15 protein-coding genes and 4 pseudogenes are annotated in these 14,338 nt (G+C 34.5%); 16 read left to right on the forward strand and 3 right to left on the reverse strand.

Going from position 1 to position 14,338, the window contains the following annotated elements; translation table 11 throughout:
• The first annotated feature begins 133 nt into the window (after positions 1-133).
• From ACVBED_RS09145 to ACVBED_RS09220, 16 genes and pseudogenes are all read left to right on the forward strand, one after another.
• Positions 134-2,524 (forward strand): CHC2 zinc finger domain-containing protein, encoded by a 2,391-nt coding sequence (locus ACVBED_RS09145; RefSeq protein WP_447121592.1) that lies wholly within the window; start codon positions 134-136, stop codon positions 2,522-2,524.
• Between the two features lie 167 nt (positions 2,525-2,691).
• Positions 2,692-3,516 carry a tyrosine-type recombinase/integrase gene (locus ACVBED_RS09150; RefSeq protein ID WP_447121585.1) on the forward strand — a complete coding sequence of 275 codons (825 nt, stop codon included), beginning with the start codon at positions 2,692-2,694 and terminating at the stop codon, positions 3,514-3,516.
• Positions 3,485-4,351: a tyrosine-type recombinase/integrase gene (locus tag ACVBED_RS09155; protein ID WP_447121594.1), complete on the forward strand. Its 867-nt coding sequence runs from the start codon at positions 3,485-3,487 to the stop codon at positions 4,349-4,351. The genes ACVBED_RS09150 and ACVBED_RS09155 overlap by 32 nt, the downstream gene beginning before the upstream one ends.
• A 653-nt stretch (positions 4,352-5,004) precedes the next feature.
• A complete protein-coding gene (locus ACVBED_RS09160) occupies positions 5,005-5,808 on the forward strand; it encodes a DUF5675 family protein (protein ID WP_473094919.1) in 804 nt (267 codons plus the stop codon).
• A gap of 9 nt (positions 5,809-5,817) precedes the next feature.
• Positions 5,818-6,390 carry a hypothetical protein gene (locus tag ACVBED_RS09165; protein WP_447121595.1) on the forward strand — a complete coding sequence of 191 codons (573 nt, stop codon included), beginning with the start codon at positions 5,818-5,820 and terminating at the stop codon, positions 6,388-6,390.
• Between the two features lie 257 nt (positions 6,391-6,647).
• A pseudogene (locus ACVBED_RS09170) lies at positions 6,648-6,752 on the forward strand (RHS repeat-associated core domain-containing protein); the annotation flags it as partial.
• A gap of 313 nt (positions 6,753-7,065) precedes the next feature.
• A complete protein-coding gene (locus ACVBED_RS09175; protein WP_447121596.1) occupies positions 7,066-7,290 on the forward strand; it encodes a hypothetical protein in 225 nt (74 codons plus the stop codon).
• A gap of 250 nt (positions 7,291-7,540) precedes the next feature.
• Positions 7,541-7,645 (forward strand): annotated as a pseudogene (locus ACVBED_RS09180) (RHS repeat-associated core domain-containing protein); the annotation flags it as partial.
• Positions 7,646-7,831: 186 nt separating this feature from the next.
• Positions 7,832-8,281, forward strand: coding sequence for a hypothetical protein (locus tag ACVBED_RS09185; protein ID WP_473094901.1), 450 nt, complete (start codon positions 7,832-7,834; stop codon positions 8,279-8,281).
• 618 nt (positions 8,282-8,899) lie between these two features.
• Entirely contained in the window at positions 8,900-9,247 is a 348-nt protein-coding gene (locus ACVBED_RS09190) for a hypothetical protein (protein WP_473094902.1), read from the forward strand.
• Positions 9,207-9,800, forward strand: coding sequence for an STM3941 family protein (locus ACVBED_RS09195; protein ID WP_473094903.1), 594 nt, complete (start codon positions 9,207-9,209; stop codon positions 9,798-9,800). Before ACVBED_RS09190 ends, ACVBED_RS09195 begins: the two co-directional genes overlap by 41 nt.
• Before the next feature lie 281 nt (positions 9,801-10,081).
• Positions 10,082-10,186 (forward strand): annotated as a pseudogene (locus ACVBED_RS09200) (RHS repeat-associated core domain-containing protein); the annotation flags it as partial.
• Between the two features lie 162 nt (positions 10,187-10,348).
• Complete coding sequence (locus ACVBED_RS09205) at positions 10,349-10,837, forward strand: hypothetical protein (protein WP_473094904.1); 489 nt, start codon at positions 10,349-10,351, stop codon at positions 10,835-10,837.
• Between the two features lie 205 nt (positions 10,838-11,042).
• A pseudogene (locus tag ACVBED_RS09210) lies at positions 11,043-11,147 on the forward strand (RHS repeat-associated core domain-containing protein); the annotation flags it as partial.
• A 124-nt stretch (positions 11,148-11,271) separates the two neighbouring features.
• The gene (locus ACVBED_RS09215; RefSeq protein WP_447121631.1) at positions 11,272-11,754 is read left to right on the forward strand and encodes a polymorphic toxin type 23 domain-containing protein; all 483 of its coding nucleotides are present in this window, start codon (positions 11,272-11,274) and stop codon (positions 11,752-11,754) included.
• Positions 11,748-12,293 carry a hypothetical protein gene (locus tag ACVBED_RS09220; protein WP_447121601.1) on the forward strand — a complete coding sequence of 182 codons (546 nt, stop codon included), beginning with the start codon at positions 11,748-11,750 and terminating at the stop codon, positions 12,291-12,293. The genes ACVBED_RS09215 and ACVBED_RS09220 overlap by 7 nt, the downstream gene beginning before the upstream one ends.
• A 234-nt stretch (positions 12,294-12,527) precedes the next feature.
• Here ACVBED_RS09220 and ACVBED_RS09225 read toward each other — a convergent pair whose 3' ends face one another.
• Genes ACVBED_RS09225 through ACVBED_RS09235 form a run of 3 tightly spaced genes read right to left on the reverse strand, consistent with a single transcriptional unit; the run spans position 12,528 to position 14,248 of the window.
• The gene (locus ACVBED_RS09225) at positions 12,528-12,890 is read right to left on the reverse strand and encodes a cupin domain-containing protein (RefSeq protein WP_447121602.1); all 363 of its coding nucleotides are present in this window, start codon (positions 12,888-12,890) and stop codon (positions 12,528-12,530) included.
• A 5-nt stretch (positions 12,891-12,895) separates the two neighbouring features.
• The gene (locus tag ACVBED_RS09230) at positions 12,896-13,687 is read right to left on the reverse strand and encodes a tryptophan-rich sensory protein (RefSeq protein ID WP_447121603.1); all 792 of its coding nucleotides are present in this window, start codon (positions 13,685-13,687) and stop codon (positions 12,896-12,898) included.
• Positions 13,688-13,729: 42 nt separating this feature from the next.
• Complete coding sequence (locus ACVBED_RS09235) at positions 13,730-14,248, reverse strand: hypothetical protein (RefSeq protein ID WP_447121604.1); 519 nt, start codon at positions 14,246-14,248, stop codon at positions 13,730-13,732.
• Between the last annotated feature and the right edge of the window lie 90 nt (positions 14,249-14,338).

Below are 14,338 nucleotides of genomic sequence, written 5' to 3' on the forward strand. Positions count from 1 at the left end.
CTAAATTAGTTAATTTGACCATTTAAAACAATAAGTTGTTTTAAATGGAAATTATAACTTGTCAATAATAGAAATTTATTTTTATATTTGCAATGGTCAAAAATGACAAAAAATAAATTTAATCTATAATTTTATGGAAATCCCGCTCATAAAATCCCAGTTATCAATCTCTACAGTCCTGCAGTATTACGGCCTAAAACCCGACAAGAACACAAAAATGTGCTGTCCGTTCCACGAGGACAGGACACCGAGTATGCAGGTCTACTACAAGACGCAGACGGCATACTGTTTTAGCAGTAACTGCAAAACCCACGGCAGGAGTATGGACGTGATAGATTTTATAATGTACAAGGAAAACCTTTCCAAACACGAAGCATTAAAAAAAGCGGAAAGTCTTTTGGGTGGAAGTCCTGCATTGCCCATTAAGGGAAACCCGAAACCAAAGATCCAGAATTTAGAATTATCCCAAACGCAATTTTTAGGCAATATCTTCCAATATTTTAGGAATGCCGTCAACAACTCAAAACCTGCAAAGGATTATTTAACAAAGAGAAATTTAGACCACTCACTTTTAGAGATTGGTTACAACTCTGGACAGTTCCACCACGGGGAACGCAAAACCGAGGAACTCATAAGACAGGCATTGGAAGCAGGATTATTATTAGACAAGGGAATTACGGGAAGAACCGGTGAGAAAGCCTTTAGCGTTTTTGGGAAATGGTGCATCTGTTTTGCGTTAAGAAACCAGGAAGATGAAATTACGGGATTATACTTCCGCTCGACACTCAACAACGACAAAGCGAAACACTTCTATTTAAAGAACCGTAGCGGGATTTACCCAAATTACCCAAAAGCAGAAATCAGGAAACTCATTTTAACGGAAGCGATTATAGACTGCGCAAGTTTACTTCAGATAAAAGAAATCAGAGATAATTACAGTTTAATCAGTTGTTTTGGAACCAACGGGCTTACGGAAGAAATTTTAAAAAGCATTCGTGAATTAGTGGCATTGGAAGAAATAATATTTTGTTTTGACCAGGACGAAGCAGGAAAGAAGGCGGTTGGGAAATACAGCCAGTTGTTACGGGAGCACCTGAGCCGTAATCAGGAGGTTAGGATATCAAGCGTGGAACTGCCTAATAATGACATCAACGAAACCCTGCAACTACATAATGAAGAAATATTTTTGGAATTACTGGAAAAGAGAATTGCTTTGCAATCGCCGAATCCTATTGAAAACAATAAAAACAATGAGGCAAATTTTTTATTTTCAAATGAAAAAGAAGGGGGTTCCAGTCCTACTGACTCTGCAAACAATGCAGGATTTATCAGCAATCAGAAAAACACACCCACGGAATTTGTCCGAAAATTGTCCGCAACAGAATTTTTACAGCAGAAAGACCTACTGAAATCCTTAAACCAATTAATAGAAAAAAGCGGCATCATCGGCGAGGAAAACAGCCGATTATTATTGTTTTTAATTACGATAAGTTACTTAAATAAAAGTCCACTTCACGGAATAGTACAGGGAAGTTCGGGAAGCGGAAAAACGCATATTATCAGCCGGATCGCGGACTTGATGCCACAGGAAGATGTCTTAAGGTTTACGAGAATTACAGAATCAAGTTTATACAACTGGGGCGAGTTCGACCTGTTCCAAAAGATAATCATCATCGAGGATCTGGACGGTTTAAAAGAAGATGCGCTCTATGCCTTGAGGGAATTTATTTCCAATCAGGTATTGAGAAGTTCAGTTACTATTAAAGATAAAAAAGGAAACAATAAATCATCCCATAAAATCGTGAAAGGACAATTTTCCTCACTTTCAGCAACCACCAAGGGCGAATTATACGAGGACAACATGAACCGCAGTTTTATAGTCGCCATCAATGAGGGCGAGGAACAGACCGAGAAGATAATAACCTACCAAAACAAAAGAAATGCGGGGGAAATCGACAAAAACACCCAGGAGAAAGCCATTAATTTTATACAGAGAATCGTCCGGAATCTGAAGCATTATGAAATCATAAATCCATTTGCGACACAGATAAAACTACCGAACAACGTAAAAAACAAAAGGCGTTTGAATGAAATGTTCCAAGCCATCATCAAGCAGGTCACCTTTATCAATCAGTATCAGAGAGAAACGAAAGACGATTATTTAATCACCGAAATAGAGGATATTGAGAATGCCGTGGAGATATTATTCGAGAGCATTATCCTAAAGATCGATGAATTGGACGGCAGTTTAAGACAGTTTTTTGAGCAGTTGAAGAAAGCCTTTAAAGAGGAAAGTTTTACCCGTTTTGATGCGATGGAAGTGACTGGATTTAAGAAAACACAATTACAGTTTTATCTGAATGATTTAGTCCGGTTGGAATATCTGAAACAGATCGGTTTTGCGAACAAGGGATTCAGGTATAAGATCTCTTACAGTGATAATATCCAGAAAGTTAGAAAGGAATTAAAAGAAGCCTTTGCCAAGCAGGTTGAAGAACTAAAGCGTCATAGAATAACTGCCTAACCTGCAAGGTTCGAACACAAGCGAACACCAAACGGAAGCAAAACGAACGCTAAAGCCCCATCTATGACAGCGTAAAGTACTGACAACCAACAAATATCAACCAACAACTGTTTAGCGTTCGGAAAAACTGAATATATTGAGTAAGCAAACCAATCATAAGTATAATAATGAATGAAGAATCAATCTTAAAATTTAGAAAAGAATTACAGAATCTAGGCTATTGTGAATCAGTTGTAAATACCTATCCGAAGGAGATTGAGAGATTTTTAAATTACTGTAAAAAAGAAAAGGAAGACACCACTTCCAAAGATATTTTAGACTACCATAAAAGTTTAGAAACCACCAAAAGCAGGGTTACAAAGAAGGATTTAAGTCAGAGTGCCATTGCAGGAAAAATGCGGTCTATTAGAATGTATTTTGATTATCTGCAAAGAACCGGGGAAGTAAAAACCAATCCTTACCAACTGAAAATAAAATCCCCAAAATATGAGGAAAGGAAAATATTTAGTCCGGAAGAAATCAAAATGTTATACAACAAAAGCAGTCCCTTACAACTCATTATCCTGCATTTATGTTACGGTTGCGGACTGCGCCGGAATGAAGCCGCAGAACTTAAAATCTCAGACATCGACTTAGAAAACAACCTGCTTTACATCAAAAAGGGGAAGGGCAAAAAACGAAGAGTGATCCCGTTTACAAAAAAGATAAAAAAGGACATTATATTTTTTATTTCAAATGAAAATAAAACTGTAAATCTCTTAAATATTACATCCGAAAGAATTTATATGGAGTGCAAATATCTACTTAAAAAAGCCGGATTAAATAATCAAAGATTTACGCTTCACTGCCTGCGCCACACCATTGCGACCCAACTTCTGGACCAGGGAATGGAACTTGAAAAGGTAAGGGATTTTCTTGGCCATGAATGCCTTGGAACAACCCAAATTTACACAAGAATTTATGGAGAATCTACAAACCTATCTACAAAATGAACTGACCGAAAAAACCTGCGGAAGTTATCTCTATGAAATAGAAAAGTTCAGGAAACACTATAAAGATCCTGAAAAACTGAACTATCAGAATTTAATGGAATATGTGGAACTACTGCGCAAGAACTACAATCCGCAAAGCACCAACAGAACCGTTTACGCCCTAAAGAAATACTATGATTATTTAGTGGAAACAGGGCAGATAAAATACAATCCTGCAAAGAACATTAAGATCAGGGACGGAAGGGAAAACCCGATACAGTTACAGGAACTGCTCACGGAAAAAGAACTGCAACAACTCTTAGAACCCCGAAAGGAGCGTTATCCTATGCTAAAAAAAAGAAATCTGATAATCATGAGTTTGCTCGTCAACCAGGCCCTTTTAGTGGGAGATATTGAACGCTTAAAAATCGAGGATTTAGACCTAAAAAATGCTAAAATAAAAATCCAAAAAACCGGAATTACAAACGAAAGAATTTTAAATCTAAAAGCCGATCAGATCTTATTATTTTATCAATATCTAAAGGAAGAAAGAGAACTTTTATCTAAAAACCAAACATTAAAAACTTCTTTTTTTCTATTGAATAAACTCGGTTCAAAAATTACAAATGATGACATTAATTATCTTGTATCAACCTATCAAAAGTCGTTTACAAAGAAGATCACGAGCGTAAAAATCCGCCAGAGCGTAATAAAACTGAAATTAGACCAGGGCGAGAACCTGCGGAAAGTCCAATATTTTGCCGGACACAAGCACGCGGACACGACTGAAAAGTATCGGGAAACCGGAATTGAAGCCCTGCAATCAGCGATCAACCAGTTCCACCCGATAAGATAAACCACAAAAAAAGAAAAGATATTTTTGGAGGACAATCCACCCGCAGCCGCTGAAAAAGACATTTTCCCAACCGCATCCCAACGCCCTGCCGACCCCTGCCAACGAGGCTATTTAACATAAAATAAGGTGTATTATAGTCAGTTTTTCCAGCCCCGGATGCCCACAGCGACAAAACTGCCCATAATCCATTTTATGTTCAAGCCCTAAAGGGAAACAGCCTTCCAGCCGCTTTGTTCACGAGTTATTTATTTTTTTTATTTGAGTTCGCGAATCTCGTTCCTCGATTTGTGCCATCTTCCTTCCCCTTCCTTCCCACCGCCGATAAAAGACTTTTCTGCCGACGCTTCCACCCGGAAAAGGAACAAAAATATTTTTCTTTTTTTGTGGTTACCGAAGGAAATTGCTGAAAGAAAAAAATGTGGATTTGTGGAAAAAGCCACCACTAAAACCCACACCTATTTTTTCCACAACCCCACATTTACAACAGCGACAACACGGTTTTTTATAGAATAAAATTTTTCGGCATTATTCTTTTTTTTTTCAATTGAAAAGGAAAAATTATTATCTTTGAAAGGCAGGAACAGAGCAGACGAAAATTAGAAGTTAGTGCGAGAAGAATGTAAAGTAGCATAATCTCAAAAAGCAGAGCAGGGATATACAACTACAAGTACAACGGCAAGGAACTGCAGGAGACGGGGATGTACGACTACGGCGCAAGGATGTACATGCCCGACATCGGAAGGTGGGGAACGGTGGATCCTTTGAGTGAGAAAGGGAGAAGATTTTCTACTTACACATACGCATTAGATAATCCAATTTTTTTTGTTGATCCCGACGGAAGAGAAAGTGCTCCACCAGGAGACTTTTACGACAGGCAAGGCACTTATTTAGGAACTGATGGAAAAACTGATGGAAAAAATTATTTATTAAATAATGGAAAGGAGGCAAATTTTGAAAATAAGGATGTAAACTGGGGCGGAAAACTTGCGGACGCAAGTGTCAAAAATTTAAAAGATAATTCTACAGAAGTAGGTGGGTTAATAATCCAAAATAGAGTTGAAGAAACTAAAGATGCAACAATAAGTGAATTTAAAACGGTTGGAGGTGATAAAAATGTAAAAGGTTATATGTTAGAACCAGCAGGTCCTTCTACAAAAGAAAGCGGGAAAGATAAAAGAATTCCAGAAGGAGTTTATAACGTAGACAATTATTCAAGCGCAAAACATCCTGACAATTTTATATTATCTAACGAAGACGTTTCTAAAGACAGAAAAATTCTATACCATAGTGGAAATACAGGTGCAAATACCGAAGGTTGCAACATGCCAGGCTCTACCAAGGATTCTAATTCAGGGACGGTTGGAGGTAGTAAGCCAAAGATGAATGAGTTGAGAACATTTATAAAATCTGAAGGGGCTAGAAATGTTAAAGTAATTATTAACAATAAAATTAGGTAACACAATTTAATGAAATTACTATTTTTTATATTATTCTGTGCACTATTTTCTTGCCAAGATCATGGTAGTATTACTGTGGAGAATCAAGCCAAAACTCTTACACAATCTTTTAAAAATAAGAATTGTGATGTATTTTTTAATGCTTTTCCAGATACTTATAAAAATTTTACAGCCTTATATGGATATGATGATAAAACAGGGAAAAAGCAACTTTACGATAGTTATGAAGAGCAAATAACATTTCTTTTTGAGTGTAAGGAAAATATTAAAGAAACGCGTTTTTATAGTAAATTAGTAAAACTTGCAGAATCAAGTAAATGGGAAGCCGATGCAGTTGGTTTATTTCAAACAAATTTATCAACCTTAATCATTAAGACCCCTTCTTCATTTATAAATTTATTACATAATGAAAACAAAATTGAAGTAATAAAGTTTTGGCATTTTGTTTTTGATGGTTCAAATAAGAATGATAAGCAAAATAATGAAAAATTTAAATTAATATATTCTAAAATCTATAATTTAGACAGGGCTCAAGCATATTTAATAAAAGAAGAATTTAAAAAAATGTATAAAACCCGATAGGCGAATCTTGACTCCCGCACCGATCTCGCGGATTTGCAATCCGTGAGCAGTACATAAGAATAGCAAAACCAACTTTCAGGAGTTGGTTTTTGATTTACAGCACCGCTACATTTTATTAAAGAAATCTTTAGATTTTATTTTTCAACTGAAAAAATTTTTATCTTTGACAAGCGGGCAAGCGCAGAAGTTCACAGTGAAAAGCCCCGCACGAGAAAAATCCCAAAGTATACAAATCCTGACAAAGTAGAGTGGGGATATACAACTACAAGTACAACGGCAAGGAACTGCAGGAGACCGGGATGTACGACTACGGCGCCAGGATGTATATGCCCGACATCGGAAGGTGGGAAGTCGTTGAACCGAGCCGGAAAATTACTATTTTAGTAGCGCAAGAAATTATGCAGATTTAGAAAGCGCGCTCAATGTGGAAGTTGTTTTTATGGGATGGGAAAACGATCATATTTAATGAAATAATGTTGGTCACGGATTGCAAATCCGCGCCATCGGGTTCTATCTAACAAATTAACAAGTTGGGAACACGTAATAGGTTCCGGAACAACGAGAGTTTTGAAGGCTCATAGAGTTATTTATGACAAAATTGGAGAAAAAGCAGTTGAAAATTATGATGAAAGAAATTATAAAACAATTAAACCCTAATTTATAACAAAAAATACTATGAGTGACGAAAGAAAATTTGGACTATTTTTATTTTTATTAGGTGTTGTTTTTCTCTATTCCTCTTTAAAATGGATAAAAAAATTAAGAGCGGAAAAATATAATCCATTTAAAGATAATACGTCAATTGCAAAACCATATACATATTTTCAATCTTATGGAAATTTTATACTGGGAATATTATTAATTTTATTCTCAATTATTTTCATTTTTTTCATAGATTAAAGCATCCGATGTCGCTGATATCGATCTCGCGGTTTTGTAATCCGTGAGCAGTAAATAAGAAAACCAACTTTTAGGAGTTGGTTTTTGTTTTACAGCACCGCTACATTTTATTAAAGAAATCTTTAGATTTTATTTTTCAATTGAAAAAATTTTTATCTTTGACAAGCGGGCAAGCGCAGAAGTTCACAGTGAAAAGCCTCGCACGAGAAAAACCTTAAGTAGGCAGATCTGAAAAAGTAGAGCGGGGATTTACAACTACAAGTACAACGGCAAGGAACTGCAGGAGACCGGGATGTACGACTACGGCGCAAAGATGTATATGCCCGACATCGGGGTGTGGGGAGTCGTTGAACCGAGCCGGAAAATTACTATTTTAGTAGCGCAAGAAATTATGCAGATTTAGAAAGCGCGCTCAATGTGGAAGTTATTTTTATGGGATGGGAAAACGATCATATTTAATGGAATAATGTTGGTCACGGATTGCAAATCCGCGCCATCGGGCGAATAGAGGAAAATTGAATAAAAACATGCATTAATAAAAATGATAAAATTTTTTTTAGCAACCCAATTCCCAACCCTTGATACAACAGAATATCAATATAAAGTTATCAATGAACAAGGAGAAATATTTAGAAAATTTTTATGGGGAGTTGAAGGTTTAGACAAATCACTTTATAGCACTGAATTAAAAAATTATAGTTCAGATATAAATCTCATTTTATTCGAATTTTATTTAAATCCAATTCCTGAACAAAAAATCAAATATGAACAAAAAATTATTGATTATAGGAAGAAAGAAAAAGCGATTGGAATTAGATTTTTTATAACGGATAATAATTTTTTTAAAAAAAATGAAAGTGAAAGATTATTTTATATAATCGAAATGATTTTAGAAAAACTATATTCATTAAAAGAGTTTTGTTTAAAGAAAAAATTAAGTTTAAATTTTCCAGCATTAATAACAGAAGTAGAATTAAAATTAAAAACCTGATAGAAATATTCCTAAAACCCGATAGCGCGGATTTTCAATCCCGATGACGCGGATATCGATCTCGCGGATTTCCAATCCGTGAGCATTAAATAAAGAAACTCCGATGTCGCGGATATCGGTCCCGCGGATCCGATGGCGCGGATTTGCAATCCGTCCTGATGACGCGGATATTGATCTCGCGGATTTGTAATCCGTGAGCAGTAAATAAGAAAATCTGACCCCACTGGTTTATTAGAAACTAATCAATTTGCTTTTCCTGTTTATGACGGAAATAAGAAAGGTGAAACTTATGATGATGCTGATGGACATTTTGTTTGGGATGGTAAAAACTGGAATGACGGAAGTGGAAATGTTGTTCAAACCGGAACAAAAGATATTAAAGAAGCTACACTTGTTGGCAAGAAAAAAGAGGATAATACATTAGAGGATTTTGGTAAGGTAAATGATGTTGTTGGAACGACAGCAGATTGGATGGCTCTAAATAATAAAGGTGGATCATTTGCTTATTGGACTAAAACTATTAAAGCGAGAGATTTCGATGGAGTAAAATATAGTGAATTAAAATATAGATATTCTCCAACTAATACTGGTTTTAATCAATTTACAGGAAAAGGTATTATGGTTTCACACGTACTTAAAAAAGGTACAATTGTAGCAACAGTTATATTAGGGGCAGTAGAAGTAGGAAAAGGCGTTATTGCTGACGTTAATGACTATAATACTAAAGGTGAAACTAAAGGCGAAAATACTGCTGTAGCTGCGGGAAGCGTAGCAGGGGGTATTCTTGGAGGCTTGGCTGGCGCAGAGTCTGGTGCAACTATCGGTGCTGCTGTGGGATTTTGGTTTGGTGGCGTTGGGGTTGTACCAGGAGCGCTAATTGGAGGGATTGTTGGAGGAGCTATAGGAAGTTGGGGTGGTTCAGATATTGGAAGTAGTACAATTAAAAATATGTATAATAGTCACTAATTTTAAATATATGAATGAAATAACAATAAACTTAAATAAAAAGAAAAGTTTTATTATCTTTTTAGGAAGCATTAGTTTTACAGTAATTAGTCTTTTATTTATTTTAAATCCAGAAAAATTTAAATCCTTTATATTTTTTAAAAAAGAAATGATTCTCTATTCTGGTATTTTTGGGTTTGTATTTTTTGGTTTCGGTTCGCTTTATATAGTTTATAGATTAATAGCAAATACAGTTGGTATTAAAATTAATGAAAATGGTCTATTTGAAAACACAACTGCCAGTTCTGTTGGATGGATAAATCGTGAAGACATCATAGGTATTAAAATCCATAAAATCCCTATTGGTTTTGTTCTTGAAAATTCGGTAGAGATTATTTTAGTTGAAGTAAAAGAACCTAATAAATATATTAAAAATAAATCTTTTTTTAAAAAATATATTTTAAGTTTAAATTATAAGAATTATGGCACACCTATTACAATTAATTCAAATAGTTTAAATTGTTCTTCTGTAGAATTGTTCAAATTATTAGTTGCAAATTTTGGCACCCGATAGCGCGGATTTGCAATCCGTAAGTAGTAAATGAGAAACCCCGATGTCGCGGATATCGATCTCGCGGATTTGCAATCCGTGAGCAGTAAATAAGAAAACCAACTTTTAGGAGTTGGTTTTTGTTTTACAGCACCGCTACATTTTATTAAAGAAATCTTTAAGTTTTATTTTTCAACTGAAAAATTTTTATCTTTGACAAGCGGGCAAGCGCAGAAGTTCACAGTGAAAAGCCCCGCACGAGAAAAACCTTGAGTAAGCAGATCTTAAAAAGTAGAGTGGGGATATACAACTACAAGTACAACGGCAAGGAACTGCAGGAGACGGGGATGTACGACTACGGCGCAAGGATGTACATGCCCGACATCGGGGTGTGGGGAGTCGTTGAACCGAGCCGGAAAATTACTATTTTAGTAGCGCAAGAAATTATGCAGATTTAGAAAGCGCGCTCAATGTGGAAGTTGTTTTTATGGGATGGGAAAACTAATATATTTAATGGAATAATGTTGGTCACGGATTGCAAATCCGCGCCATTGGGTTAGCAAATAATTTGTATGGAAAAATTTAATATATTGTTCTTTGATAATGAATTTAAGACCGTTTGTCATAGATTGCAAAACTTAAATTTGAAAAGTAAAATAGTGGAATTGGACTTTAAGGAAGTTTCACATACCGTATATACTATTGATGGTAAAAAAATTAATTTTGAGCCATTTAAACTAAATATTGATTTTAATAATTTTTACGATTTTATTTTTTTAGACGATGAAAACGGTGTTTCGAAAGATTGGATTTCACTGAATTTATTTATTGTATTTCCCGAAGATAATTTTACATTAAACTTGAGAACTAAGGATGATTCGATAATTATTTCTACAAATCAAATATCGCAATACAATTATTTGCACAGTGCTTTATCACCTTATTCCGAGATTCCATTAGGAGAGAAATTAAAAAATTTTAAATTTAGAGAATCAAAAAAGTTTCTTCGATTGTTAACCCTGATGGCGCGGATATTGATCTCGCGGATTTGTAATCCGTGAGCAGTAAATAAGAAAACCAACTTTTAGGAGTTGGTTTTTTTGTTTAAAGTGCCGCTACATTTTTATTAAAGAAATCTTTAGATTTTATTTTTCAACTGAAAAAATTTTTATCTTTGAAAAGCGGGCAAGCGCAGAAGTTCACAGTGAAAAGCCCCGCACGAGAAAAACCTTGAGTAAGCAGATCTTAAAAAGTAGAGCGGGGATATACAACTACAAGTACAACGGCAAGGAATTACAGGAAACAGGAATGTACGACTACGGCGCAAGAATGTATATGCCCGACATCGGAAGGTGGGGAGTCGTTGAACCGAGCCGGAAAATTACTATTTTAGTAGCGCAAGAAATTATGCAGATTTAGAAAGCGCGCTCAATGTGGAAGTTGTTTTTATGGGATGGGAAAACGATCATATTTAATGGAATAATGTTGGTCACGGATTGCAAATCCGCGCCATCGGGGGTTTAACTATGAAAATGATGGATCTATTTTAGGTTTAGGTGACGGCGGTGATAGCCACAGAACTGCGGCAGTTAATCTTTCAATTGGAGGTTTTGGTGTGGGATTTAGTTTATTTACTGGCAAACGACTATATGATGATGAAAACGGGTCAATTTCAAAGCATAGAGATCCTCTTTGTATTGATAATTATAATAGAAGAATGCCAAATGGTAATGTATTAGAAACAGGACAAAAATACCGTTTTGGGGGTCTATACTTAAGTTATAAAAATTACAGAATTGGAGTTAATAGTGAACACGTGCGACATGCAATACAAGATCAAGCCATACATAATCTAAGAATTCCGTGGTTCAATGAAAAATCAATTTTAGATAAAAGACAAATGGGATTTGAAAATCAATCATGGAATTGGAAATCGTATTTTCAATACAAGACAACAAATAAATTCACATCATGGTAAACAAAATTTTATTGTCAATTTTATTTAGCAGTTTCTGTATTTCGTGTTGTTATAATGGTTTATTATCCGAATATGGCTTGCCGCGAAAAAACTTTAATAACTTTAAAATAGATGGAAGTACATTGAAAAAAATTGATACTATGGCTGTTTATAAATTAGATGCCCATTTTGTTAAAGAAAAAAACTCAAGTAAAAATTTATTTTATGAAAAATTTAATTATACAAGTCAAATTTTTTTAAAATTTTATTCAAAAGGAAAAATGGGACATTTTCGAATTCATAATCAAGATTTGGTAAAATTCGACCTATCAACTTTTGACCCGCGTAAAGCAGAAATGGGTTATTATTCAGAATATAAACAGAATAATATAAAGATCAAATTTTCTTCAATATTTGAATGTAAAATGAAAATTTCAGAATATGAAGGATATTTTGAAAAAGACAGCCTCGTTCTATTTGATCAAAACAACTACGGTAGTATTTATAAAAAAGTTGAGATCCAAAATAATTTTGTTAAAGATAAAAATCCTGATTGGTAAATAATGTTATAAATTAATTATGAAAAAAATAAATTCAATTTTAGTATTTGCAATTTTAACCCCTGATGGCGCGGATATCGATCTCGCGGATTTGCAATCCGTGAGCAGTAAATAAGAAAACCAACTTTTAGGAGTTGGTTTTTTATGTTTTATGGTCTTTTGGCTGCGTTTTCGTGTAATCGGTTTTGTAACTTTCAGATTAATACAATAATTTTTTCTAAATATAACTTTTGTTTATATTTCTTCCTCGCGGTTTACCATATCCATCGAAAACGCAGGCAAGCAAATTGCCATATATTCACAAGGATTTTCAAAAGGATTGCTGTACCGAACTCTTGCACCTTTTTCAATTTTTATACTTTGTCCTTTTTCTAAAATAACGATTTCACCGTCTATTTCAAATTGCTTTTTACCTGAAATAATGTAGGTAAATTCGTCAAATTGAGGCGTCTGGAAAGGTTCTTTCCATTTAGGTGGCGCAATCATGTGCGCAATAGAAACTTCAGAATTCCCCGTAGATAAGCCCCAGATTTCTTCTATTAATTTGCCGTCAGTTGTCGGAACGATAAAAGGTGATTTTTGTATTTTAAATTTCATATTTATTAATTTTTAGTCAGGATTTTCATGAATGGATTGGTTTTTCTATTTTGATAACCTTGGATCATAATTACAAAGAAAAGTAGTATCGTAGCGATTATAGCAACATAAGAAATTAATTTATGACTTTCATAATTTGGCACTGCAATCGCAATTAGCGCCCAGATCCCAACAGTTGCGAATTCACGTAAATTACGCGTATAAACGACCGTTATATTTATGATAGTCGCAATTGTTATCATTATAATCGTCCAGATTTCTGATGAAATACCGAAACCATCCCAATTAATTTTAACCAAAAATGCAGAAACATTCGCAATACTCGCCACCGTCACCCAACCAGCGTAAAAAACAAAAGGCCACCAAAGAAATAAAATAACTTTTGCTGGAGCATCCCATATTTCCATTCGATTATTCATTATTATTTTAAGCAGAGAAAAAAGTAGAAGGAAAATAAACAAACATGAAATTCCGGTATAACCAAAAAGCCACAAAAAGACCCAACCGCTGTTTGCAATACAGGATATAATAAACCAAGGCCCAATTTTTTCTATAAAATCATCTTCTGCCTTTTTGTTAAATAGACCTCTTCCTTGGTAAATAATAAATCCAATTAATAGTAAATATATAAATCCCCAAATTGAAAAAGCATAGCCTGCTGGCGTAAATAAACTGTGAATGTTGTTAGAAACATCACCAATCGATTTTCCATTTAGAATTCCAGTATTAGACAAATAATTAATTAGAATAGTCGAAACTAAGGCGATACCATTTGCAATTTGATAGAATTTTTTCATTTTCATTTTTTAATTAATAGTTAAAAATAGCAATTTTAAATCTTAAATGATTTTTTTAAATAATTTTGTGCTTTGCTCTACAAAAAATCCGAATAATAAATGAGAACCAAATTCCCAAACCCACCAGGATTTTGGCATTTTTCTCAAATCATCCTGCAAACCTAAAGCGGGAACAATACTTCCATGCGTTAACGCAAACATAGTTGCACCAGCCGGAAATCCGGCAAATACAGCTGTTTTTTTATCTTTGGAACGCATAAAAACATAGGCTAGCGCAAGAGCAGTTCCTAAAGTGTAATGAATATAAGGCATTGTTTTCACCGCCGCAGAATCTGATAATTTATTTCCAGTTAAATTATGAAATACCTTTTTCACCATTATCGCATTTGGCATATTTTCCGGATGATTCATTAAATCCGCACCTTTTAATTCTAATTTTTCATTTGAGGCAGGAAAATATTCTAAGCCTAATTTTTCTAACGGCGGTTCGACCAAAGATTTTAACCAAGAGGAAAGCAGTCCCGTCGCAATTCCAATCAATAATATTTTGTGAGTTTTCATTATTCAAAGTTTTGTACCAATTTTAATGCCTATCGAAATAAAATATTTTTGTAAAATATGAGATAATTTTTAAATAGGAATATTATCTTA

This window comes from Halpernia sp. GG3 (genome assembly GCF_052976925.2).